This is a genomic window from Soehngenia saccharolytica DSM 12858, from assembly GCF_059568515.1.
In genome coordinates, this window is record NZ_JCANTN010000023.1 from 1 (window position 1) to 21,344 (window position 21,344).

21 protein-coding genes are annotated in these 21,344 nt (G+C 33.1%); 17 read left to right on the top strand and 4 right to left on the bottom strand.

Annotation, left to right across the window (positions count from 1 at the left end; genetic code table 11):
- Positions 1-48: 48 nt before the first annotated feature.
- Positions 49-2,745 (bottom strand): calcium-translocating P-type ATPase, SERCA-type, encoded by a 2,697-nt coding sequence (locus tag BO51_RS07105; RefSeq protein WP_496485318.1) that lies wholly within the window; start codon positions 2,743-2,745, stop codon positions 49-51.
- A 292-nt stretch (positions 2,746-3,037) separates the two neighbouring features.
- Here BO51_RS07105 and BO51_RS07110 point away from each other — a divergent pair, with 292 nt between their 5' ends.
- From BO51_RS07110 to BO51_RS07185, 16 genes are all read left to right on the top strand, one after another.
- Positions 3,038-3,727 (top strand): response regulator, encoded by a 690-nt coding sequence (locus BO51_RS07110; RefSeq protein WP_496485320.1) that lies wholly within the window; start codon positions 3,038-3,040, stop codon positions 3,725-3,727.
- A gap of 1 nt (position 3,728) precedes the next feature.
- Positions 3,729-5,534: a HAMP domain-containing sensor histidine kinase gene (locus BO51_RS07115; RefSeq protein ID WP_496485322.1), complete on the top strand. Its 1,806-nt coding sequence runs from the start codon at positions 3,729-3,731 to the stop codon at positions 5,532-5,534.
- A 19-nt stretch (positions 5,535-5,553) separates the two neighbouring features.
- Positions 5,554-6,966 carry a hypothetical protein gene (locus BO51_RS07120; protein WP_496485324.1) on the top strand — a complete coding sequence of 471 codons (1,413 nt, stop codon included), beginning with the start codon at positions 5,554-5,556 and terminating at the stop codon, positions 6,964-6,966.
- A gap of 11 nt (positions 6,967-6,977) precedes the next feature.
- Positions 6,978-7,847: a two-component system regulatory protein YycI gene (locus BO51_RS07125; RefSeq protein WP_496485326.1), complete on the top strand. Its 870-nt coding sequence runs from the start codon at positions 6,978-6,980 to the stop codon at positions 7,845-7,847.
- A gap of 18 nt (positions 7,848-7,865) precedes the next feature.
- Entirely contained in the window at positions 7,866-8,660 is a 795-nt protein-coding gene (locus BO51_RS07130) for an MBL fold metallo-hydrolase (protein WP_496485328.1), read from the top strand.
- Positions 8,661-8,671: 11 nt separating this feature from the next.
- Positions 8,672-9,808, top strand: coding sequence for a serine protease HtrA (gene htrA / locus BO51_RS07135; RefSeq protein ID WP_496485330.1), 1,137 nt, complete (start codon positions 8,672-8,674; stop codon positions 9,806-9,808).
- A 12-nt stretch (positions 9,809-9,820) separates the two neighbouring features.
- On the top strand, positions 9,821-10,579 hold the full coding sequence (gene surE, locus BO51_RS07140; RefSeq protein WP_496485332.1) for a 5'/3'-nucleotidase SurE: 759 nt from the start codon (positions 9,821-9,823) through the stop codon (positions 10,577-10,579).
- 71 nt (positions 10,580-10,650) lie between these two features.
- Positions 10,651-11,172, top strand: coding sequence for a thiol peroxidase (gene tpx, locus BO51_RS07145; protein ID WP_496485334.1), 522 nt, complete (start codon positions 10,651-10,653; stop codon positions 11,170-11,172).
- Between the two features lie 37 nt (positions 11,173-11,209).
- Positions 11,210-11,689, top strand: coding sequence for a 23S rRNA (pseudouridine(1915)-N(3))-methyltransferase RlmH (gene rlmH, locus BO51_RS07150; protein ID WP_496485336.1), 480 nt, complete (start codon positions 11,210-11,212; stop codon positions 11,687-11,689).
- A gap of 109 nt (positions 11,690-11,798) precedes the next feature.
- Positions 11,799-12,323 carry a transposase gene (locus BO51_RS07155; protein WP_496485338.1) on the top strand — a complete coding sequence of 175 codons (525 nt, stop codon included), beginning with the start codon at positions 11,799-11,801 and terminating at the stop codon, positions 12,321-12,323.
- A 139-nt stretch (positions 12,324-12,462) separates the two neighbouring features.
- A complete protein-coding gene (locus tag BO51_RS07160) occupies positions 12,463-13,311 on the top strand; it encodes a metallophosphoesterase (RefSeq protein ID WP_496485340.1) in 849 nt (282 codons plus the stop codon).
- 82 nt (positions 13,312-13,393) lie between these two features.
- On the top strand, positions 13,394-14,728 hold the full coding sequence (nox, locus tag BO51_RS07165) for a H2O-forming NADH oxidase (RefSeq protein WP_496485342.1): 1,335 nt from the start codon (positions 13,394-13,396) through the stop codon (positions 14,726-14,728).
- A 97-nt stretch (positions 14,729-14,825) separates the two neighbouring features.
- Positions 14,826-14,996 carry an SHOCT domain-containing protein gene (locus BO51_RS07170; RefSeq protein WP_463260947.1) on the top strand — a complete coding sequence of 57 codons (171 nt, stop codon included), beginning with the start codon at positions 14,826-14,828 and terminating at the stop codon, positions 14,994-14,996.
- A 12-nt stretch (positions 14,997-15,008) separates the two neighbouring features.
- Positions 15,009-15,311: a hypothetical protein gene (locus BO51_RS07175; RefSeq protein ID WP_496485344.1), complete on the top strand. Its 303-nt coding sequence runs from the start codon at positions 15,009-15,011 to the stop codon at positions 15,309-15,311.
- Positions 15,312-15,361: 50 nt separating this feature from the next.
- Positions 15,362-16,048: a response regulator transcription factor gene (locus tag BO51_RS07180; protein ID WP_496485346.1), complete on the top strand. Its 687-nt coding sequence runs from the start codon at positions 15,362-15,364 to the stop codon at positions 16,046-16,048.
- Positions 16,038-17,429 carry an ATP-binding protein gene (locus BO51_RS07185; RefSeq protein WP_496485348.1) on the top strand — a complete coding sequence of 464 codons (1,392 nt, stop codon included), beginning with the start codon at positions 16,038-16,040 and terminating at the stop codon, positions 17,427-17,429. Before BO51_RS07180 ends, BO51_RS07185 begins: the two co-directional genes overlap by 11 nt.
- On the opposite strand, the gene BO51_RS07190 is transcribed toward BO51_RS07185, so the two are convergent.
- Genes BO51_RS07190 through BO51_RS07200 form a run of 3 tightly spaced genes read right to left on the bottom strand, consistent with a single transcriptional unit; the run spans position 17,394 to position 19,648 of the window.
- Positions 17,394-18,158 carry an acyl-CoA dehydratase activase gene (locus BO51_RS07190; protein WP_496485370.1) on the bottom strand — a complete coding sequence of 255 codons (765 nt, stop codon included), beginning with the start codon at positions 18,156-18,158 and terminating at the stop codon, positions 17,394-17,396. The genes BO51_RS07185 and BO51_RS07190 overlap by 36 nt on opposite strands.
- 8 nt (positions 18,159-18,166) lie before the next feature.
- Complete coding sequence (locus BO51_RS07195; RefSeq protein WP_463260942.1) at positions 18,167-18,388, bottom strand: putative Se/S carrier protein; 222 nt, start codon at positions 18,386-18,388, stop codon at positions 18,167-18,169.
- Positions 18,389-19,648 (bottom strand): double-cubane-cluster-containing anaerobic reductase, encoded by a 1,260-nt coding sequence (locus BO51_RS07200; RefSeq protein ID WP_496485351.1) that lies wholly within the window; start codon positions 19,646-19,648, stop codon positions 18,389-18,391.
- Positions 19,649-19,868: 220 nt separating this feature from the next.
- Between BO51_RS07200 and BO51_RS07205 the strand changes: the two genes are divergently transcribed.
- The gene (locus tag BO51_RS07205; protein WP_496485353.1) at positions 19,869-21,242 is read left to right on the top strand and encodes a sigma 54-interacting transcriptional regulator; all 1,374 of its coding nucleotides are present in this window, start codon (positions 19,869-19,871) and stop codon (positions 21,240-21,242) included.
- Positions 21,243-21,344 lie beyond the last annotated feature (102 nt).

The window sequence follows — 21,344 nt, forward strand, 5'->3', positions numbered from 1 at the left end:
ATTTATATAATAAAAAAGCTCTGGCATGATTGCCAGAGCTTTTAATGATTATTTATGAAATCTAGATAAAACTATTTTTGACAATTCACCAACTACTAAAGGTATCAAAGCAAGTGGAATTATCACTTTCCATTCATTTAAAGTGAGTGCTTGAGTATAAAATATATCTTGTAAAAATGGTACATATAGTACAACTAACAACAAAGCAAATGCTCCGAGAGTTGCTAATACCATCTGCCTATTTGAGAAAAATCCTATTCTAAATAGAGTGTATTTTTGTGATCTACTAGAATAAGCTCTCAACAGTTCTGCAGTTATCAATGTCGTAAATACTACTGTTCTAACAATGACTAAGTCTTCACTACCAAAAGTGTTTTGTGCCCACCAAAATGATAACAACGATGCTGCTGCGATAGCTAAACTCTGGAATGATACACCTAAAAGCATTCTCCTATCGAGAATTGGCTCATCTGTATTTCTTGGAGGATGATTCATTATATCTGGCTCACCTTTCTCCACACCTAATGCTAGAGCAGGGAAACTATCAGTTACTAAGTTTATCCACAAAAGCTGTATTGGCAACAATGGTATTGGCCAGTTAAATACAGCGATACTTAAAAATACCAATAAAATCTCACCTATATTACAGGACAACAAGAAGAATACGAATTTCTTTATATTGCTAAATATAATTCTACCTTCTTCAACTGCAGACACAATACTTGCAAAGTTATCATCTGTTAAAATCATATCAGCTGTATTCTTTGCAACGTCTGTTCCAGTTATGCCCATCGAAATACCTATATCTGCTTTCTTTATAGCTAGAGCATCGTTAACTCCATCGCCAGTCATTGCAGTGATTTCACCATTTTCTTTTAATGCATTTACAATCCTTACTTTATGTTCAGGAGAAACCCTTGCAAATACTTTTACTCTTTTTACAACTTCTCTTAATTCTTCATCTGAAATCTTATTTAATTCTTCTCCCATCATCGCTTCATCTTCAGATTCTACTAAACCCAAATCCCTTGCTATGGCAAATGCAGTTTCTTTGTAATCTCCAGTGATAACTTTGATATCAATTCCTGCTTTTTTACACAATTTGATGGCTTCTTTTGCTTCTGGTCTTAGAGGGTCTATCATGCCCGATAAACCAACAAAAATCATGTCTTTTTCGATATTTTCAGGATCTAGATTGTCAGGGAGTTTATCAAACACTTTATAAGCAACTGCCAATACTCTCAATGCTTGTTTTGAGAAGTTTATATTAGTATCCAAAACTTTCTTTTTAAGTTCCTCAGTAAAAGGAACTACTTCACCATTTAAAAGGATATGAGAACATTTTTGAATTAATAAATCAGGAGCTCCTTTTGTAATAGCTGTTATCTTATCTTCAAAATATCCTTCGTGGAAAGTAGTCATCATTTTTCTTGATGCATCGAAAGGTATCTCTTGAATTCTAGGGTATTTCTCATTCAAAGAATCTACATCAATGCCGCCTTTTGCAGCTAATGTTACCAATGCGCCTTCAGTAGGGTCTCCAACTATTTTATATTGACCGCCATTTTCTACAAGTTCTGCATCATTTACCAATGCACCCATTAACAACAAACTTTGGACGTTTTTATCATCAAGTGGAGATATTTTTTCTTCACCTAATTTGAAATCTCCCTTAGGTTCATATCCAACACCTTCGACATCAATCACCTTATCATTTGTGTATATTTTTACTACTGTCATTTCATTTTGTGTTAAAGTTCCAGTTTTATCTGTACATATAACAGAAGTAGCACCTAGGGTTTCAACTGCTAGCAATTTTTTTACTATAGCATTTCTCTTTACCATTTTATTCATGCCAATAGCAAGCACTATGGTTACAATTGCGGGCAATCCTTCAGGTATAGCTGCTACTGCAAGGCTTACACTAACCATAAACATCTCCAATGGATCTCTACCTTGAATCAAGCCATCGGCAAATACGATAATGCAAATTAATATCGTTGCTATACCAAGTACTTTGCCTAGCTGATTTAATTTCTTTTGGAGAGGAGTTGATTCATCTTCGTACGATTGGATCATTGTGGCAATTTTACCTATTTCAGTATTTGCACCTGTTCCTACTACAACACCTTTGCCTCTACCATAGGTCACAATAGTACTCATATATGCCATGTTAACTCTGTCGCCTAACGATATATCTCCTTCCAACACTCTATTTGCATCTTTTTCTACAGCGACTGATTCACCTGTGAGAGATGCCTCATCAATTTTTAGATTTTTTGAATCAATGATTCTCAAGTCTGCAGGAACAATATCCCCTGTTTCGAGAATTACGATGTCCCCAGGGACTAATTCTCTTGAATCAACTTCAATGGTCTTGCCATCTCTTATTACTTTAGCAGTGGGCGAGGCCATTTTCTTTAGCGCATCTAATGCTTTCTCAGCCTTTCCTTCTTGGTAAAGACCTAGCATTGCATTGATAACAACAATCGCCAGTATTACTATTGCATCTTGAGTTTCTCCAATAAAGAAAGAAACCAATGCAGCGGCAATTAAAATTAATACTAAGAAATCACTAAATTGTGCTAACAACTTTTTAAAAAAACTTCTGCCTTTTTCTTCCTTAAGCTCATTTGGCCCGTATTTTTCAAGCCTTTCTTTAGCACTCTCAGTGTCAAGTCCCTTTTTAGAATCCACACTCAATTCTTTTAGGACTTCTTCGATACTTTTCTCATGCCAATTCATCAATTAACACCTCTTTCGTTAAGTAATATTCATAATCAAATAGAAAAAAAGACTCTTGTCCATAAATATGAACAAAAGTCTTGCTACCTTAAAAGATAGGTGATAGCCGGGTATACACCGTATTGACGACTATCATTTTACTAGCTACTCCCTTTTGATATATTATATTATAGTAGAAAGACTTCTTAAATTCAATACATATTTATATTACCCAAATTTAATTTTGGTTAACATTGACTTATTAATTAATATAAGTAATAATTTAATTATCAATTTATCATGGGGTGATTAAATGATTGCGAAGATATTAGTAGCTGATGATGAAAAAGCTATTGGAGATATAGTAAAATTCAATCTAGAAAAAGAAGGTTTTGGGGTAGATCTATGCTTTGATGGGGAAGAGTGCATCAAATCAATTCAAGAGAACAGTTATCAACTTATACTTTTGGATATTATGATGCCTAAGAAAGATGGATTTGAGGTTCTAAGAGAAATCAGACCAAATTATAAAATGCCAATAATCATATTGACTGCAAAAGAGGAAGAAGAAGACAAGATAACAGGATTAGAGTTGGGAGCGGACGATTATATAGTAAAACCATTTAGCATGAGAGAACTAGTTGCTAGAGTAAAAGCAAATTTAAGGAGAATTGACTTTAATGACGAACAGGATCCAAATGAAATTATAGAGACTGATGAACTTATGATAGATTTATCTAAATATGAAGTCAGAAAAAATGGAGAAATCATCAATCTAACTCTTAGAGAATTCGAGTTATTAAAGCATTTGGCATTAAATAGAGGACAGGTTTTCACTAGAGAGCATCTACTAGAAAATGTGTGGGGTTATGAGTATTTCGGAGACATAAGAACTGTTGATGTAACTGTGAGAAGGCTTAGAGAAAAAATAGAAACACCTGATGAGGATTTTAAGTATATATTGACTAAAAGAGGAGTAGGCTACTACTTTAGGAGGGACTGATATGTTTTCCAGTATAAAATGGAGATTCATAGTGGTTTATTTTCTCTTAGTCTTCATAGCTATGGCTATAGTTGGAGTCTTTATTGTAGATCGACTTGAAGCTCAGCAAATAGAAAGTGTAACTTTGTCGATGAAAAACAACATAGAAGCAATATCTTCCACTTCCAGCTATTTTTCAAGTGACAATTGGCTTGAAAATCAAGAGCAAATTCAAAGTACATTAAATGACTGGAGACTTGCTCAAGGAGAGACAATATATGCTATTTATGACGAAGATGTGCCAAAAATACTTGCTACATCATCGAAAGAAGACATCTACTTGATTGGGAAAGGAGCTCTTTCATATAAATTCATAGATCCACAGCTAGTCATTGACACATTTACTGGAAAAGTTACTGAAGCTGTCATAACCGATGATTTAGAGGGGAAGACTCTAAAACACATGGCGTATCCAATCTATTCAACAACTGGGAAATTATCGGGAATTCTGTATATGACATCTGATTTGTCAACCGTGGAAAGCACTTTGAGCTATACCCGTTCAATCCTTTCAAAAGCCACTATGATCGCCCTTATCACTACGATAATTTTGGGATTTTTGATAGCAAACAGCATAACCGAACCTATAAGAGATGTGACAAAGAAAGCTTTTGAAATGTCCCAAGGAAATTTCAATCAATATGTTTCAGTAAAATCTAATGACGAAATAGGCCAATTGGCAAACATGTTCAATCAACTTACATTAAAGCTCAATGAAACTTTGAATGAAATGGAATTAGAAAGAAACAAATTGGATACGATCTTTAGCTATATGGCAGAAGGCGTTATAGCTGTTGATAAAAGAGGAGAATTGATCCATGCCAATCCAATTGGGAAGAAACTGTTAAACATAGAAAACATTGAAATTGAGAATGAAAAACATACTTTGGATCTAAATAATTTAGGGCTATTGGGCATTGATTACACAGATGAAACTACATTGAATGGCGAAAAATTGATTGAAATTGGTGGAAATGCATATAAAGTCAAATACGCGCCATATAGGAATGAGCATAAATCAATAGAAGGGCTTATAATTGTATACCAAGATATAACTCAGGAACACAATCTTGATAAGATGAGAAAAGAATTTGTTGCAAATGTGAGCCACGAGCTAAAAACACCTATAACTACTATTAAAAGCTACACTGAAACTCTAATGATAGATGACATAGACGACGATCATAAAAAGAGATTCTTGAGTGTGATAGATGAAGAATGTGACAGAATGTCCAGGCTTGTCAGTGACCTCCTGCAACTTTCAAATATAGATTATAAAAGGACAAAATGGAATAAAGATAGAATTTGCATAAATGAAATAGTTGAAAATACAATTTCAAAATTGAAAATTATGGCAAATGAGAAAAATATAGCATTGAACTACAACTCAGAAAAGGAATGCTACACCTATGCTGACAAAGATGGACTTGTACAAGTTTTTCAAAACATCATCACAAATTCAATTAAATACACAGAAAACAATGGCTATGTAAACATAGACATAAAGGAAGAGAATTCTTTTGCTCGCATCAAAATAGAGGATAATGGAATAGGGATTCCGTTTGAAGACAAAGATAGAGTGTTTGATAGATTTTACCGAGTTGAAAAAGGAAGAAGCAGAGATTTAGGCGGCACGGGACTTGGTTTATCTATAGCAAAAGAAATAGTCGAAGCATTTGATGGGAAAATTTATATAGAGAGTGAGAACATGAAAGGAACGATAGTGACAATTATATTGCCGCTGCTAGAAGAGACAAAAAATAGTTGATTAAAGGAAGTAGAACGTAATGAAAGAAAAACTAAAGACGATCACTATGCTTATACTTGTTATAACTAGTGTGTTATTTATAAACGAACTTTCTAGTGGAAATAAAATCGAACAAAAAAACAATAAAAATGTTGCAATCACACCAAACTATACATACACTCTCGAGGATGTATTAGTGCCTAGCAAAGCTTATTTAAAGACGAACGATGGCAAAATTTTCACAATTTATGATGTGACAACTGAGAATTTTTTTGAAACAGCAAAGACTACTTTATCTCAAATACTCTCTAAGAGTAATTTGAACATAGTAGAAATGAATAAAGCTAATGTAAAAGAATTATATCCTGACATTGTGTTTTGCTATCCATACGAAATCAACTTAAATTTGCTTTTAAAGGCATATGACATTGAGGAAGCAAACCCAAAGATAGACACAATAAAAAACATAAATTGTCTTGGGCTATATTTGTATGATGATAAATACTCGCTAGTGTTATCAAACAAAGACAAGGACTATTTGGTAGAAGCTGATGATTATGATATGTCAAATATGATAATCAGATTTAAAAAAGTTTTAGATGAAAAAAACCTAAATGAGATAAATTTGGCAGATTTGGATTTAGAGCAGTCGAAGAAAAATTTATTAATCCATGACAAAATCGAAATGAAGATTCCTATAACTTATGTATCAAATGAAGTTGTTTTAATGGACATGGAAGATAAGGACAAGTTAGCTGAGAAGTTTTTTGGAGTAGATAAGTATTACATCAGACAAATAAAAGAAGACAATGGCTCAGCTATATACTTTTACAATTCAAATGTTTTAAAGATAAACCCAAATGGGCTTATATCGTATTATAATCCTCTAAAGAGCGATGTAAGAGAAAGAAACCTTTATTTAAGTTTAAACACAGCAGTTAATTTCATTACGAAGAATTCACTTTTTCCCTATGAATTGACACTTGATGAAATAACACCCATTGATGCTGGGAAAAGCAAGGGATATAAATTTGTATTAAGCCATAAGAACAACGGACTAAAGACGTTCGAAAAGAATAAGGAAAGTTCTAATGAAATTGTCATAGAAGTTTTCAACAAAGAGATTAGGAGCTTTAAGCAAATATTTAAATTAAAAGACCAATTTAGCTATATCTCCTACGAAGATAATTCTTCAATGCTAAGCTACAATGAAATCATTGACAAGAACTTTGATTATTTGAAAGCACAATTTATAGAAAACTATGGGATAAAAGATAAAAGTAAAATATCAAAGCAACAAGTGATAAATGAAATAACAGATGTTTATCCAGCTTATTTTGATCCAAATTTGAAATTAAAAAATGAAAGGCTCATACCTGTTTGGACAATAAACGCATTTGGTAAAAATTACTTGTTTAACGCATATAATGGAGTATTGATGTATGTGGATTAGGAGGGTTTTTTTTGGATTGGTCAAAAGCTAAGACAATTTTGCTTATAGCACTTGTCATTGTAAATATGCTATTGGGCAGTATTTATTTACTCGAGAAAAAAGAAGAAAAATCGCACGAATTTAGTGAAGATGAACTGATTAACAAATTAAGTCAGAAAGACATAAAATTAAGCGTTGATATACCGAATGGGGAAAACGAATTAAAAGGCATTGTAGTTGAGTACGAATTTTATGATGCCAATGATATTAATGATAGATTTTTTGATGAAAATGGCTCTATAAAATACATAAATGATGACTTGTTTGAAGTTTCAAGGCAAAGAGAAACAGTTACAGTAATCAACGGAAAACTTTTGATTTATGAAGAAGAAAAAACTGAAGATGAAACAGAAAAAAAAGTCTATACCACGATGAAAGAATTATCAAACCCATTGGAGAAAGCAAATGAAATTGCAATGCAATTTATGAAAGACCGGGGATTTTCAACCGATGATATGAAACTCACTTTTTCAAATCTTACAGAAGATGGTTATTATCTTGCTTATTCCAACATTCATGATGGAAATTATATCGAATCATCATTTACAACTTTTGAAATTAAAGATGATATAGTATTTAGAATGGAGAGGACTTGGCTTGATATAAAAGAGATTGAAGATGTAGTATTAAAGACTATACCAGCAAAAAAAGCGCTTTTGGAACTCTTGATGAAAGAGGAAGTGTATGGCAAGGAGATCACAGATATATCAATATGTTATTATTTCGATCCAGAAAAACAAGACTATTTTTCAAAATACAAGGAAATAATAGAGGGAAGAACAGTACCTGCGTGGAGGGTTCAATTTAGCGATGGGTATAAGATAATACTTGACTTTGAATAGAATACTAGGAGGATTAATATGTCATTTTCATTTTGCTCACTTTCAAGCGGGAGCAGTGGCAACTGTCAATATATAGAAACTGAAAACGCAAAGATATTAGTGGATGCTGGATTTACAGGAAAGAGAATAACAGAACTTTTAAAAAACATAGATGTAGATCCAAAAGATATAGATGCCATACTTGTGACACATGAGCATATAGACCACGCTAAAGGCGTTGGAATATTATCGCGAAAGTACAACATACCAGTTTATGCGAATGAAAGAACTTGGATTGGAATGGAACCAATCATAAAGACAGTAAAATCAGAAAACATTAAAATAATCAATGCAAATAAAAACTTTGAAATCAAAGACATACTCGTGCATCCGTTTAATGTGAGCCATGATGCTCTAGATCCAGTGGGCTACTTATTGTTTAATGAAATGAAAAAAATAAGCATCTTAACTGATACAGGATGCGTAAATGAGGGTATAAAATCAAAGATAAAAGGATCGCACCTGTTTTTTATTGAAGCAAATCACGACATCGAAATGCTGAGAAATGGTTCATATCCGTTATATTTAAAAAAGAGGATATTAAGCCAGAGAGGACATCTCTCAAACGACGCCTGCCTTGAGATATTAAGGGAAGTATTAATGGGAGAAAACGAGCATGTATTGTTGGCTCATTTAAGCAAAGAAAACAACCTACCCAAATTGGCATATAAGACTATATACGATGGTTTGAGGGAAAGCGGCTACGATGTAGAAAAAGAAGTAAATATACACTTGACAAATAGGGACAACAACACTCAAATTTTTTATATTTAGGGGGAATAAACATGGACAATTATGGAAATTACTATAAAAGGCCTAAGAAACCAAGCAAATTTTCGTATTTTTTAGTTGCGCTAATTGGAGCTATAATAGGTGGAATAATAACAACTTATGTTGCTCCAACTTATCTATATGGGAAGATAATACCATTACCAGAGATATACCAATATAGTACTGAGGCGCCAATAATAAATACTATTGATATAAAACCAACAGATGAGATAAATACTGTTACTGCAGTAGCTAAAAAGGGAATGGGCTCAGTGGTTGGTATTACCACTATTCAAATTCAACAAGAATTCATTTGGTCTAGGACGGTTGAAGGCGTAGGCTCAGGGGTTATAATAGACAGCGATGGCTACGTATTGACTAACTCCCATGTAATAGGGGATGGAAGCGCAAAAGAAATAAATGTGCTATTTGAAAATGGAGATTCAAAGAAGGCAGAAGTTGTATGGTATGATCCTACACTAGACTTAGCAATCATAAAAGTAAATGCAAGAAATTTATTGCCAGCTGAATTAGGAGATTCAGACAAATTGGAGGTTGGCGAAATTGCTGTCGCAATTGGAAACCCTCTTGGACTTGAATTTCAAAGGACTGTAACAGCTGGTGTAATAAGTGGACTTCATAGATCTATTCAAGTGACCAGGTACAATGTAATGGAAGATTTAATTCAAACCGATGCTTCTATAAATCCAGGAAACAGCGGAGGACCTTTGCTAAATTCTAAAGGCCAAGTAATTGGAATAAACACTGCAAAGATTCAAACGGGCGAGGGATTGGGATTCTCCATCCCCATAAATACAGTTAAACCTATTATAGAAAGAGTAATCAAAAAAGGCAATTTAGAGCCAGTTGCATTGGGAATTTCCGGCAGCGACATAGACCTGTATGAAAGGCAAATGGGAGTAGACATAAAAGCAGATAAAGGAGTATTGGTTGTTGAAGTAGTGCCTGACTCTCCAGCAGACAAAGCAGGGATAAAACCTATGGATGTCATAACCAAATTTGGGAATAAAGAAGTAACAAGCCTTTCTGCTTTGAGAAAAGAGCTTTACAACTATCAATCAGGAGATAGAGTACGAGTTGAAATCAACCGAAATGGAAGTATATTGAATTTAACAGTAGAACTTGATTAATGGGGGAAAATAATGAGAATTTTGTTGACAAATGACGATGGGATATTCGCTCAAGGTATATATACAATGGCAAAAAAATTAGAAAAAGATCACGAAATAATGATAGTAGCACCAGATGTTGAAAGAAGCGGGCAAAGCCACACTATAACCTTTTTAAATCCCTTAGTCATAAAGGAAGTTAAATTAGAAAATCTACAAGCAAAAGCATATAGCATTTCAGGAACACCAGCAGATTGTGTAAGAATAGGAGTGCAACTTTTTAAGAAAGAGAATGTAGATTTAGTCATATCGGGAATAAACATGGGCGCTAATACTGGAACCGATGTATTGTATTCAGGCACTGTATCTGCGGCCATAGAAGCGAATTTGTTCGGAATACCGAGTATAGCTGTATCAGCAGAGTGGATTGAAGGCAAAGTAAATTATGATTTAGCTGCTGACTATGCAATGAAAGTGATAGAAAAGATTAAACGATCCTTATTTACACCTATGGTGCTGAACTTAAACACTCCATTCAAGCTCAAAGAGGATTTAGCTGAAATGAAAATATGCAAAATCGGGGGCCCTGTTTATGACTTTTACAGTTCTCACCATAATGGAAATGGTGAGATAGTCTATAAAGCAATAGGAAGAGAAGATAATGATAAAACAGAAGGGACAGATAGATACTATTTACGTCATGGGTATCCAACTTTGACACCTTTGAAATACGATTTTACAAACTTTGAAGCTATAAAACAGCTTGAAGACTGGATTCAAAATTCAATTTAAAAATGAAATGAATATAAAATTAAAACCTGGGTATCAATTAGTCGAGAATAAATAAAGGAGTGATTGATACAATGGACAATGTTGAAAGAAGAGAAGGAGTAGTAACTTTTGGACAAAAACCAGTAACCCTTTTGGGCAAAGAGATAAAAGTTGGAGATAAAGCACCAGATTTTACTGTTTTAAAGGGAGATTTAACACCATATTCATTAAAAGACGCTGGAGACAAGGTAAAGATCATATCAGTAGTGCCTTCATTGGATACAGGCGTATGTGAATTACAAACAATTAGATTCAATGAGGAAGCTGCAAAATTGGATGATGCAATAGTGCTTACCATATCTGTTGACTTGCCATTTGCTCAAAAGAGATTTTGTTCAGCTCATGACATAGACAAGGTTTTGACACTATCAGACTACAAAGATTTGGATTTTGGGCTAAAATATGGTTTTGTGATGGAAGAGAACAGGTTGCTTGCAAGAGGAGTTATAGTATTGGATAGAGACAACACTGTTAAATATGTAGAATATGTAAAAGAGGGTACAAACCATCCTGACTATGATAAGCCAATTGAAATAGCAAAAGAACTTTTATAAGCCTTCCTTTTGGAAGGCTTATTTTTTAGGAGGCAATATGGATATAAATATTATTGCAGTAGGAAAATTAAAAGAAAAATACTTACAAGATGGCATAGATGAATACATAAAAAGGCTATCAAAATTTGCTAAAGTAAATATAATTGAAATTCAAGATGAGAAAATAAAAGAGAACTTGTCGCAAAGAGAAATGGACAATATAAAACAGATTGAAGGAGAAAGAATTCTTCTCTGCATAAAACCAAGAGATTATTGCATAAGTCTAGCGCTGGATGGCAAAAGCATGGACTCTTTACAATTCTCAGATACTCTTTCAAGAGTTATGGTAGAAGGGAACTCCGCTATAACTTTTATAATTGGAGGAAGCATTGGCCTTTCAACAGAAGTGTTAGAAAGAAGCAATCTGAAACTTTCATTTTCAAAATTTACATTTCCTCATCAGCTAATGAGATTGATTTTGATTGAGCAAATTTACAGGGCTTTTAAGATAATGAATAACGAACCATATCACAAATAACATAGGTGATAATATGGACGAATTACTACATTGTAGGGGCGATCTTTGACCGCCATTTTAAAAAACCGCGAATTGAAAAATAATAAATATTATATTGGATGGTGATTACATGGATGAATTACCACGAAGAAAAAACATAAGGTTAAAAAATTATGATTATTCACAAGCCGGATATTATTTTATAACAATATGCAGCAAGGACAAGAAATATATATTTTGGGACGTAGGGGCGACCTCTGGTCGTAAGCATGAAGAATTACCATTTTTAGATGTACGGGCGACCTTTGGTCGCCCGTATGAAAAACCACCATTATCAAACATAGGAGAAATTATTGATTTGGAAATAAATAAAATTAATTCTATTTATGAAAATGTTGAAATCGACAAATATGTTATTATGCCTAATCACATACATATGATTATTGTATTAAATAATGCCAATGAACGGTCAAAGACCGCCCCTACAATATCTCGTATTATGCAGCAGTTTAAAGGTTCTGTTTCCAAGCAGACTGGATTGTCATTATGGCAAAAATCATTTTATGACCATATAATCAGAGATGAACAAGAATACCAAAAAATATGGAATTACATAGAAACAAATCCATTAAAATGGGAAAACGATAAATATTAAAATGGATGGTGATATATGGATGAATTACCACATTGTAGGGGCGACCTGCTATCACCTGGCCTGTAGGGGCGACCTCTGGTCGTCCGTATGAAAATGTTAAAATGGAAAACGATAAATATTATAAATTTTGGGGTATTTTATGAAATACATTAATGGATTGAGGTTAAAAAAAGTGAAGACATTTTTATTGTTAATATTAATAGGCATTTACTTGCTATCTCAAAATAAATGGGTAGATGTCGATAAAATGATGATTGAAGTAAAGGATTTAAAACCTGAGTTAGATGGATTTAAAATAGTGCAGATATCTGATCTGCACATACCGCAAAATGAGATAGAAATAGATAAATTAATTGACATACTAAAAAAAGAAAAGCCAGATCTAATCGCATTGACTGGAGATATCATTAGCAGAGGTTCTAATTTGGATTATAGCAAATTAGAGGTACTAGTAAATTCATTGACTGAAATAGCGAAAGTTTATGCTGTTTTAGGAAATCATGAGTCGGGAAACAACTATATAGATGAATATAAGGAAATACTGAAAGAAAGCAATGTGGTATTGCTAGAGAATGAATTTGATTTATTCGTTAAAAATGGAATAGAAATAGGAATCATAGGATTGAAAGACAACGCTATATATAGAGAAGAAAACATACTAAATATAGAAAAAATAAAAGATATTCCGCTTATAATGCTAGCTCATAGACCTGAGCTATTTGATGAATATTTTTCGGAAATAAATTCAGTTAAACCTACATTGGTTCTATCAGGGCATGCCCATGGAGGTCAATTTAGAATTCCATTTATAAAAAGAGGTGTGATTGCGCCAAATCAAGGGTTTTTCCCTAAATACACTTCAGGAATATACAAAGCAGATAATGGTGGTGTAATGGTAGTGAGCCGCGGACTTGGGCGAAGCGTGATACCATTTAGAATAAACAATAGAATTCATTTGCCTGTAATTGAATTAAAAAGAAGTATATAAATGTAAAGATTACAAAATAATATTGACTATAAAATCCATATAGTGTATTTTAATAGTGTGAGAAAAAAAGGAGGTTCTAGTTTTGAGTAAAATAGTAGTAGTAGGAGCAAATCATGCAGGAACAGCTGCAATTAACACAATTTTAGATTTAAATAAAGATAATCAAGTTGAAGTTTTTGATAGAAATTCAAATATAAGTTTTTTAGGATGTGGTATGGCACTTTGGATAGGGCATCAAATATCAGGTCCTGAAGGATTATTTTATGCTACAAAAGAAGGCCTTGAGAAAAAAGGCGCAAAGATAAATATGGAAACAGAAGTGGAAAAAATTGATTTTAAAAATAAAAAAATCTATGCAAAAAACAAAAATGGAGAAAGCATTGAAACAGATTATGACAAGCTTATATTGGCAACAGGGTCTCTGCCAATAGTTCCAAATGTAAAAGGAACTGACTTAGAAAATGTTCAATTAGTAAAACTCTACCAAAACGCACAAGAAGTTATCGAAAAATTAAACAAAGATGAAATCAAACATGTAACAGTTGTGGGAGCAGGATACATCGGAGTTGAATTAGCAGAGGCTTTTAAAAGAAATGGAAAAGAAGTTGCACTGATTGATGTAGCACCAACTAGTTTAAGTAGTTATTATGATTATGAATTCACAAAACTTATGGATGAGAATTTAAAAAATCATGGCATAGATCTACACTTTGAAGAAAAGCTAGTTGAAATACAAGGCGATGGAAAAGTAGAGAAGGTCATCACAGACAAATCAGAGATACCTACTGACATGGTCGTACTTTGTATTGGATTTAGACCAAACAATACTTTGGGAAAAGATGATTTGGAACTATTTAGAAACGGAGCATTCTTGGTAAATAAAAAGCAAGAAACTAGCATAAAAGATGTTTATGCAATAGGCGACTGCGCAACAGTTTATGACAATGCAATTGATGGACCTAATTATATAGCCCTAGCAACAAATGCTGTAAGAAGCGGGATAATAGCTGGATACAATGCTTCGGGAGTTGAACTCGAAAGTGTCGGTGTACAAGGCTCAAATGGAATAAATATATTTGATTTCAAAATGGTTTCAACAGGTCTAAGGTTGACTAAAGCTAAAGCATTGGGATTTGATGCTCTTGCAACAGACTACGAAGATTTGCAAAAGCCTGAGTTTATCACTGAAAACAATGAAAAGGTAAAGATAAGGATAGTATACGATAAGGACAGTCGAAGAGTTTTAGGAGCGCAAATGGCTTCTAAATACGATATATCAATGGGCATACATTTCTTTAGCTTAGCTATACAAGAAAAAGTAACGATAGACAAATTAAAATTAGCAGACATATTTTTCTTGCCACATTTCAACAAGCCATACAATTACATTACAATGGCTGCTTTGAATGCGAAATAATTATTCAGAGGAATCTCAAGAATTTTTGAGATTTCTTTTTTTGTCATAATTTAATAACATTTATATGGCATAATAGAGTCAAAAGGAGGGAATAAAAATGCTAGTGATATTATTATTGATTATTATACTTTATGTACTGTACAAGAATGGACAACTTGATTTTCACAACAAAGAAGACGAATCGCTTAAAAAGTTGAAAGAAAAGTATATAAATGGCGAAATTGATGAAGAAACATATCTAAGGATGAAGAAAAACATTGAAAGCTAGGAGGTGTAGAAATTGATGCATTTTAGAGGATACAATGGATTTGATAGATTTTTTAACGGCAACGGATACAGATATTTTGAAGATGGAGTGAACCGAGGTTTTGACTTTTTCCATCCTGCAATGATATTTATGGCAATCATGTCCTTTGTGGTATTCGTTGCAATAGTGGTTTTGGTAGTGCTGTTAATCAAAAAGAGCAATAAAAGAAAATTTGAATCAAATGAATTTGATCAAATGCTAAATCAAAAATATATCAATGGCGAGATATCGGATGAAGAGTATTTAGCTAAGAAAAAAGCATTAAGAGATAAATAATGTGCATTTTGGGGTAATATAAAATCAAATGATAAGATGAAGGTGAAATCGTGAAAATATTAGTCGTTGAGGATCAAAAGGACATAAGTGATATTGTCACTAAATATCTTGAAAAAGAAGGCTATGAAGTAAACTGCGCCTATGATGGGCTCAGCGCATTGGATTATATAGCCAAAGACACCTTTCATCTTATCATTTTAGATATAATGTTGCCCTATATAGACGGATTCCAAATTCTTGATGAGATTAGAAAAACTTCAAATACACCTGTAATAATGCTGACTGCTAGGGAACTGGAAGTAGATAGGCTAAAGGGCTTTGACTTGGGGGCAGATGACTATGTTGTTAAACCATTTAGCCCTAGAGAACTAGTAAGAAGAGTAAAAGCGATATTTAAAAGAGTTTACAATGAAGCTGCAGACAGCTGTATTGAGTACAAAGAGTTGAAACTACACTTAAAAAGCATGAAGTTGACTAAAAATGACAAAGATATAGATTTGACAACCACAGAATTCAATCTACTTAAGACTTTTATGGAAAACAAAGGTTTAATATTGAGCAGAGAACAGATTATTTCTCTGAGTTTTGGCAGTGAATATGATGGATTTGACAGAAACATCGACAGCTACATTAGAAGAATTAGGAAAAAAATTGAGGATGATCCAAACAATCCTAAATACTTAATCACAAAATATGGCGCTGGATATATATTTGGAGGAGAAAATGATGAGTATTAGAAAATTGTTGCTGATACTTCTTTTAGGAGTATGTTTAATAACTGTTGTCATCAACTCCTCTATTTTAGCTTCACTAACGGATAGATATTTTTTGAATTACTTAGATAAATCTTATGAAAACCATCTAAGCCAGATCATATCTTACCTTACAAATGTATTGGAAACAGACAATCTAAGCACTGACAAATTAGAAGCGGAGCTGGAAACCCACCTATTAGATCCAATAGTAAGAGTTAGAGTATTCGATGAAAGCAACATATTGCTAGCTGATGTTGAAAACAAATTGGAAGCTCAAAGCGGATTTATGAGAGGACATATGAGTTTTAGGATGGGTATGGGGAAAGGCTCTTCTGAAACATTTACCGAGCAAGTTGAAATAGAAAGCGGCGGAGAGCTTCTTGGAACCTTATATGTGACAAGGCTAGTAAGTTATGACAGTTCGATAATTGCCAATATGTTTAGAAGTACTCTTTTTATAAATAGCTTAATATCAATAGGCATAGCCATGTGCATATCAGCTTTGATTGCACTAATTACAAGTCGAAAAATAAGCGCTGACTTAAGGCAAACATCATATTTAGCGACAGAGATACAACAAGGGAAAGTTATAAAAGCAAAAGACACTAAGATAAAAGAGATAAATAGTTTAAGAAACAGCCTTGAAGACTTGTCAATCAAGCTGAAATTGAAACAAAAGGCTAAAAAAGAGCTATTAGATCAGTTAATCCATGAAACGAGAACTCCCCTTACAGTTTTAGGATCTCATTTTGAAGCTATTGAAGATGGAATTATTGAAACGAGTAAAGAAGAAATAGAGATATTGAAAAACCAAGTTGAAAGCTTGACTTTTATAATAGGGAATTTAAATAGAATAATTGAAGATGAAACGGAAACTAATGATTTAAACTTAGAAGATATTGAAATCGATAAACTTATAAAGCAAATAGTAAATGGCTTGAAAAATCAATTTGACAACAAAAAAATTCAAATAAAGATCGATACTGATGAAAAAATGACCATTAGGACAGACAAATACAAATTCACTCAGATTCTGTACAATCTATTGACAAATGCCTACAAATACACTGAATCAACCAAGAAAGTGAGCATATCATATAAAATAGAAAAAGATGAGTTCGTATTAGAAGTAAAAGATGAAGGAAAGGGAATAAAAGAAGAAGATATTGATAAGATATGGAATGCTTACTACAGGGGTCAAGACGAAATAGAATACGGAGAAGGCATAGGGCTATATGTAGTAAGTGAAAATGTAAAAAAACTAGGCGGCGAAATTAAAGTCTACTCTAAAGTAGGGAATGGGAGCATATTTACTGTAAAATTGCCATTAAATATTTTTAGCGAGCAAAGCACCTCCAATTGAGCCAGCAAATCTGGCCATTGGAGATGTTTTTACTTCTTCGCCTAGTTCTTTTGAAAGCAATTCAACAAATGGGTTTAATTCACACAGACCACCTGTCAGGTATATAGTGCCTATAAGCCCGTGTTTACTCAACATTCCTTTGATTCTATTGATGATAGAATTTAATACTCCTCTAGCTATATCTTCTCTCTTTGTCCCGTTTGCTATGAGACTGATTACTTCTGATTCTGCAAAAACAGTGCACATGCTGTTTATTTTTACATTTTCTCCTTCCAGTGCTAACTTTGAAAGGTCCTCAATTGTCAAATTCAAGGTATTAGCCATAAGCTCGATAAATCTCCCTGTTCCTGCAGCACATTTGTCATTCATGGTGAAATTTGTGACATCCCCATTTTGAACTGTAATTATCTTTGTGTCTTGTCCACCTATGTCAATCACCGTCAAATCTTCTTTAGCTAAATAATACGCACCTTTAGCATGGCAAGTGATTTCGGTGATAGTTTTGTCTGCATATGGCACAGCGACTCTCCCGTAACCAGTGGCAATTATTTTTGAATGTTCTAAATCAATGCCATTTTCAATAAGGCTAGATTTAATTTTTTTTGATGTTTCTACACTATTCCAGCCTGTTGGCATAAGCAGATTAAATCTTATTCTTTCATCATCAAATACTGTCACTTTTGAGGCTGTGGAGCCTATGTCTATTCCTATATAGTTCAACGCAATCATCCCTTTAATCAATCTAATGTAAAAAATCCATTTATTTCAATATTTTCTTGTTCAATGATTCGCTTTATTTTGTCCTCGTTTTCTTTGTCATAGATTACTGATATCCCGCAACAAGTCGATAGTTTCCTTGGCGTTGGAGATATTACGAATGAGATATTTTCTTTTTTCAAACAATTGGTCAATTTAATTCCTTGATTTGAATTTGGAAATAAAATATAATGCCTTGTCAATTAAATCATCTCCAAAAATGCCTCTACCCTAGTTTTTATTTGACCTTCATCTTCTTCAGAATAGTCAGTTTCAATTTTAAGCAAAGGTATATTTTTTTCCTTTAGCACTTTTGAAACTCTTTCATGTTCTATTGAATATGTGTGGCAGAACGATAGATTATAATATATCACACCATCTACATTGTACTCATCTGCATATTTTAATATATCTTCAACTCTGCCTTCATTTGGTGTAAAACAAGCACAGTTTATATCCATATACCTTATAGCTAAATTGTCAATTAGATCGTCGACAGTATTTCCATCTGTTGAAACTTCATTTTCAAAATACCTTGTACCTGTGCAAGTTTCTTCTAGAACTATTTCAGCATCTAGGTTTTCAACTATTTTATGCAATTTCCAATTTGGAAGTGCCATAGGAGTACCGGTTACCATAATTCTTTTTTTGCCATTCGGTTTAAGGTCTTTTACTCTTTCTTCTAACTCTTTACATAATTCTTCGGTTTTTTCAATAAATCTCAGAGGATCATCAGAGAAAGCTACTTGGCTAACTAAAAGTGCATCAAGTCCGCTTATTGGAGATGGAATGTGTTTTCTAAGATCATATAGATGTTTTAAAGCTCTCCTTTTTCTATTCATTAACTCAATTGAATTTTTTAAATTATCAACAGTGACTTTATTTCCAGTCAATTCCTCCATCTTATCAATAAATAATTTAATTTCATCTTTCCACTGTTCTATATTTTTATCACGTTTCATCTGAGGTAGTTCCATGACATGGACAGGCATATAGTCATTCATTATTTCCCATGCCTTTTTCTTGGCATCACATGTGGTTTCTCCAACTATCATATCGCACGATTGGAAATATGGGCAGGTTTGACTAACCTTTGCCCCAGTAAATGCTTTTACAAGTGGGCATATATTTCTTGGCAAAACCTTTTCCCCATCTTCAATCCAAAATTGGCTCCCAGAACAAAGACCTACACTGATAGCATTTGTAGCTAATATTATTTCATCTGGTACAAAAACGCAGAAAGTTCCTACAACTTTACCGCCATTTTTCTTGTGATTTTCCAATTCCAATATTCTTGCTCCATGAATTTCTGCTACTACAAAATTAAAGTAATTCATAGCCTCAGGTCTGTTATTTTGAGTTAAATATGTATCTGTGAATTGTACAGGCAAAGCTTCACATAATATATCGTGTTTTTCCAAATCAATATTTAAACTTTCCCACATCTTTGTATAATCTCCCATTGCTTTCACTCCTTTTCTTTTTGATAAAATTATAACATTGATGAATTTATAATTATATGATTATTTAAAAAATCAATTACACTAAATAAACCATTTAATATATTAATGAATAAATTTAATAGATAAGCAGGAATATAGCTTATTAGAGGTCCGATTATATTTAAATCCATATTGTGATATAATATAAATAAACACAAATATAAATATAAAGGTGGATATTATGTATTCTTATGAAGATGAAGAGAATATGATAAAAATTGTTGATTCGCTGTTGAATAATCTCCAAGAAGCTATTTGCATAACTGACAAAAATTGCATAGTAAAGTATTGGAATAAGTATGCAGAAGAACTCTATAATATCGATAGAAAGGAAATTGTCGGGAAAAGAATCGATAGTTTTTTTTCGAATGCCATAGCAATAGAAGTTGCCAAGAACAAGAAGATATATAGAGATGTCTATCATTCTCCAAGGGAAGGAAGTCACATAATAATAAATGCCGCGCCTATAATCATTGACAGCGAGTTTAAAGGAGTAATAAGCACTGAAAAAGACATATCTGACATCAGAAGCATAAATGAAGAACTTGAGAAGATAAAAGAAAGAGCTGAGTTTTTAGAAGAAGAGATAATGAGATTGACAGGCTCTTGGAATTCAATTCAAAGTAAAAATAAAAAAATGCAAACAATGATAGAGATAGCAAAAAGAGCAGCACCAACTACGGCAAGCATTTTGATAACTGGCGAAAGTGGCACGGGGAAAGAAGTGTTTGCAAGGGCAATCCACGAACAAAGCAAAGTAAAGGGGAGCTTTATCCCTGTAAATTGCAGTGCAATACCCAATGACTTATTTGAGAGTGAATTTTTCGGCTATGACAAAGGAGCTTTTACAGGAGCTAACATCTCAGGTAAAAAAGGATTTTTTGAAATGGCAAAGGATGGCACATTATTTCTCGATGAAATAGCTGATTTACCTTTATTTATGCAATCTAAACTGTTGAGAGCACTAGAGGATAAACAGATAAAAAGGGTTGGGGCAGAGAAGTACATAGATATAAATACGAGGATAATAGCTGCCACAAATAAATGTTTAGAAAAACTAGTTGAGGAAGGCAAATTTAGAGAAGACTTATATTATAGATTAAATGTTATAAGAATTAATTTACCGCCTTTAAGAGAAAGAAAAGAGGACATCATACCATTGCTTGAACAGTTTTTAAAAGAAGCTGCTAAAGACAAAAAGAGAACGAAATTTAAATTGGACAAAGAGGCTGTCAAAATATTGACTAAATACAGTTGGAAAGGCAATATCAGAGAATTAAAAAATGCAGCTGAACAAATTGTAATACTTTCTTCTTCAGATGTCATAAGAAGAGAGGATTTGCCTGAATACATACTTAAAAACACAGAAATATATTATGACAACGATAAAAAGACTTTGAGAGATGCTCTTTGTGAGTATGAAAAATCAATGATAGTGAATACATTGAAAAACACAGATGGAAACATAGCTAAAGCTGCAAAGATATTGGGAATTCCACGCTCAACCCTACACTATAAAATAAATGCATACAAAATAGATGTGTCTAATATTTGACATAAGTGTCAAATATTAGACTTTTTTATGGTCCCTATTTTCTGAAAAACAGTATTTAGCTCTATGGCATAAAAATTGCATTTGGTTATGACATATAATTAA

What these genes read in the sequence shown, in the direction of transcription:
- BO51_RS07105 (WP_496485318.1), bottom strand. Translation starts at nt 2,745, where the DNA reads ATGAATTGGCATGAGAAAAGTATCGAAGAAGTCCTAAAAGAATTGAGT.
- BO51_RS07110 (WP_496485320.1), top strand. Translation starts at nt 3,038, where the DNA reads ATGATTGCGAAGATATTAGTAGCTGATGATGAAAAAGCTATTGGAGAT.
- BO51_RS07115 (WP_496485322.1), top strand. Translation starts at nt 3,729, where the DNA reads ATGTTTTCCAGTATAAAATGGAGATTCATAGTGGTTTATTTTCTCTTA.
- BO51_RS07120 (WP_496485324.1), top strand. Translation starts at nt 5,554, where the DNA reads ATGAAAGAAAAACTAAAGACGATCACTATGCTTATACTTGTTATAACT.
- BO51_RS07130 (WP_496485328.1), top strand. Translation starts at nt 7,866, where the DNA reads ATGTCATTTTCATTTTGCTCACTTTCAAGCGGGAGCAGTGGCAACTGT.
- htrA (WP_496485330.1), top strand. Translation starts at nt 8,672, where the DNA reads ATGGACAATTATGGAAATTACTATAAAAGGCCTAAGAAACCAAGCAAA.
- surE (WP_496485332.1), top strand. Translation starts at nt 9,821, where the DNA reads ATGAGAATTTTGTTGACAAATGACGATGGGATATTCGCTCAAGGTATA.
- tpx (WP_496485334.1), top strand. Translation starts at nt 10,651, where the DNA reads ATGGACAATGTTGAAAGAAGAGAAGGAGTAGTAACTTTTGGACAAAAA.
- rlmH (WP_496485336.1), top strand. Translation starts at nt 11,210, where the DNA reads ATGGATATAAATATTATTGCAGTAGGAAAATTAAAAGAAAAATACTTA.
- BO51_RS07155 (WP_496485338.1), top strand. Translation starts at nt 11,799, where the DNA reads ATGGATGAATTACCACGAAGAAAAAACATAAGGTTAAAAAATTATGAT.
- BO51_RS07160 (WP_496485340.1), top strand. Translation starts at nt 12,463, where the DNA reads ATGAAATACATTAATGGATTGAGGTTAAAAAAAGTGAAGACATTTTTA.
- BO51_RS07170 (WP_463260947.1), top strand. Translation starts at nt 14,826, where the DNA reads ATGCTAGTGATATTATTATTGATTATTATACTTTATGTACTGTACAAG.
- BO51_RS07185 (WP_496485348.1), top strand. Translation starts at nt 16,038, where the DNA reads ATGAGTATTAGAAAATTGTTGCTGATACTTCTTTTAGGAGTATGTTTA.
- BO51_RS07190 (WP_496485370.1), bottom strand. Translation starts at nt 18,158, where the DNA reads ATGATTGCGTTGAACTATATAGGAATAGACATAGGCTCCACAGCCTCA.
- BO51_RS07200 (WP_496485351.1), bottom strand. Translation starts at nt 19,648, where the DNA reads ATGGGAGATTATACAAAGATGTGGGAAAGTTTAAATATTGATTTGGAA.
- BO51_RS07205 (WP_496485353.1), top strand. Translation starts at nt 19,869, where the DNA reads ATGTATTCTTATGAAGATGAAGAGAATATGATAAAAATTGTTGATTCG.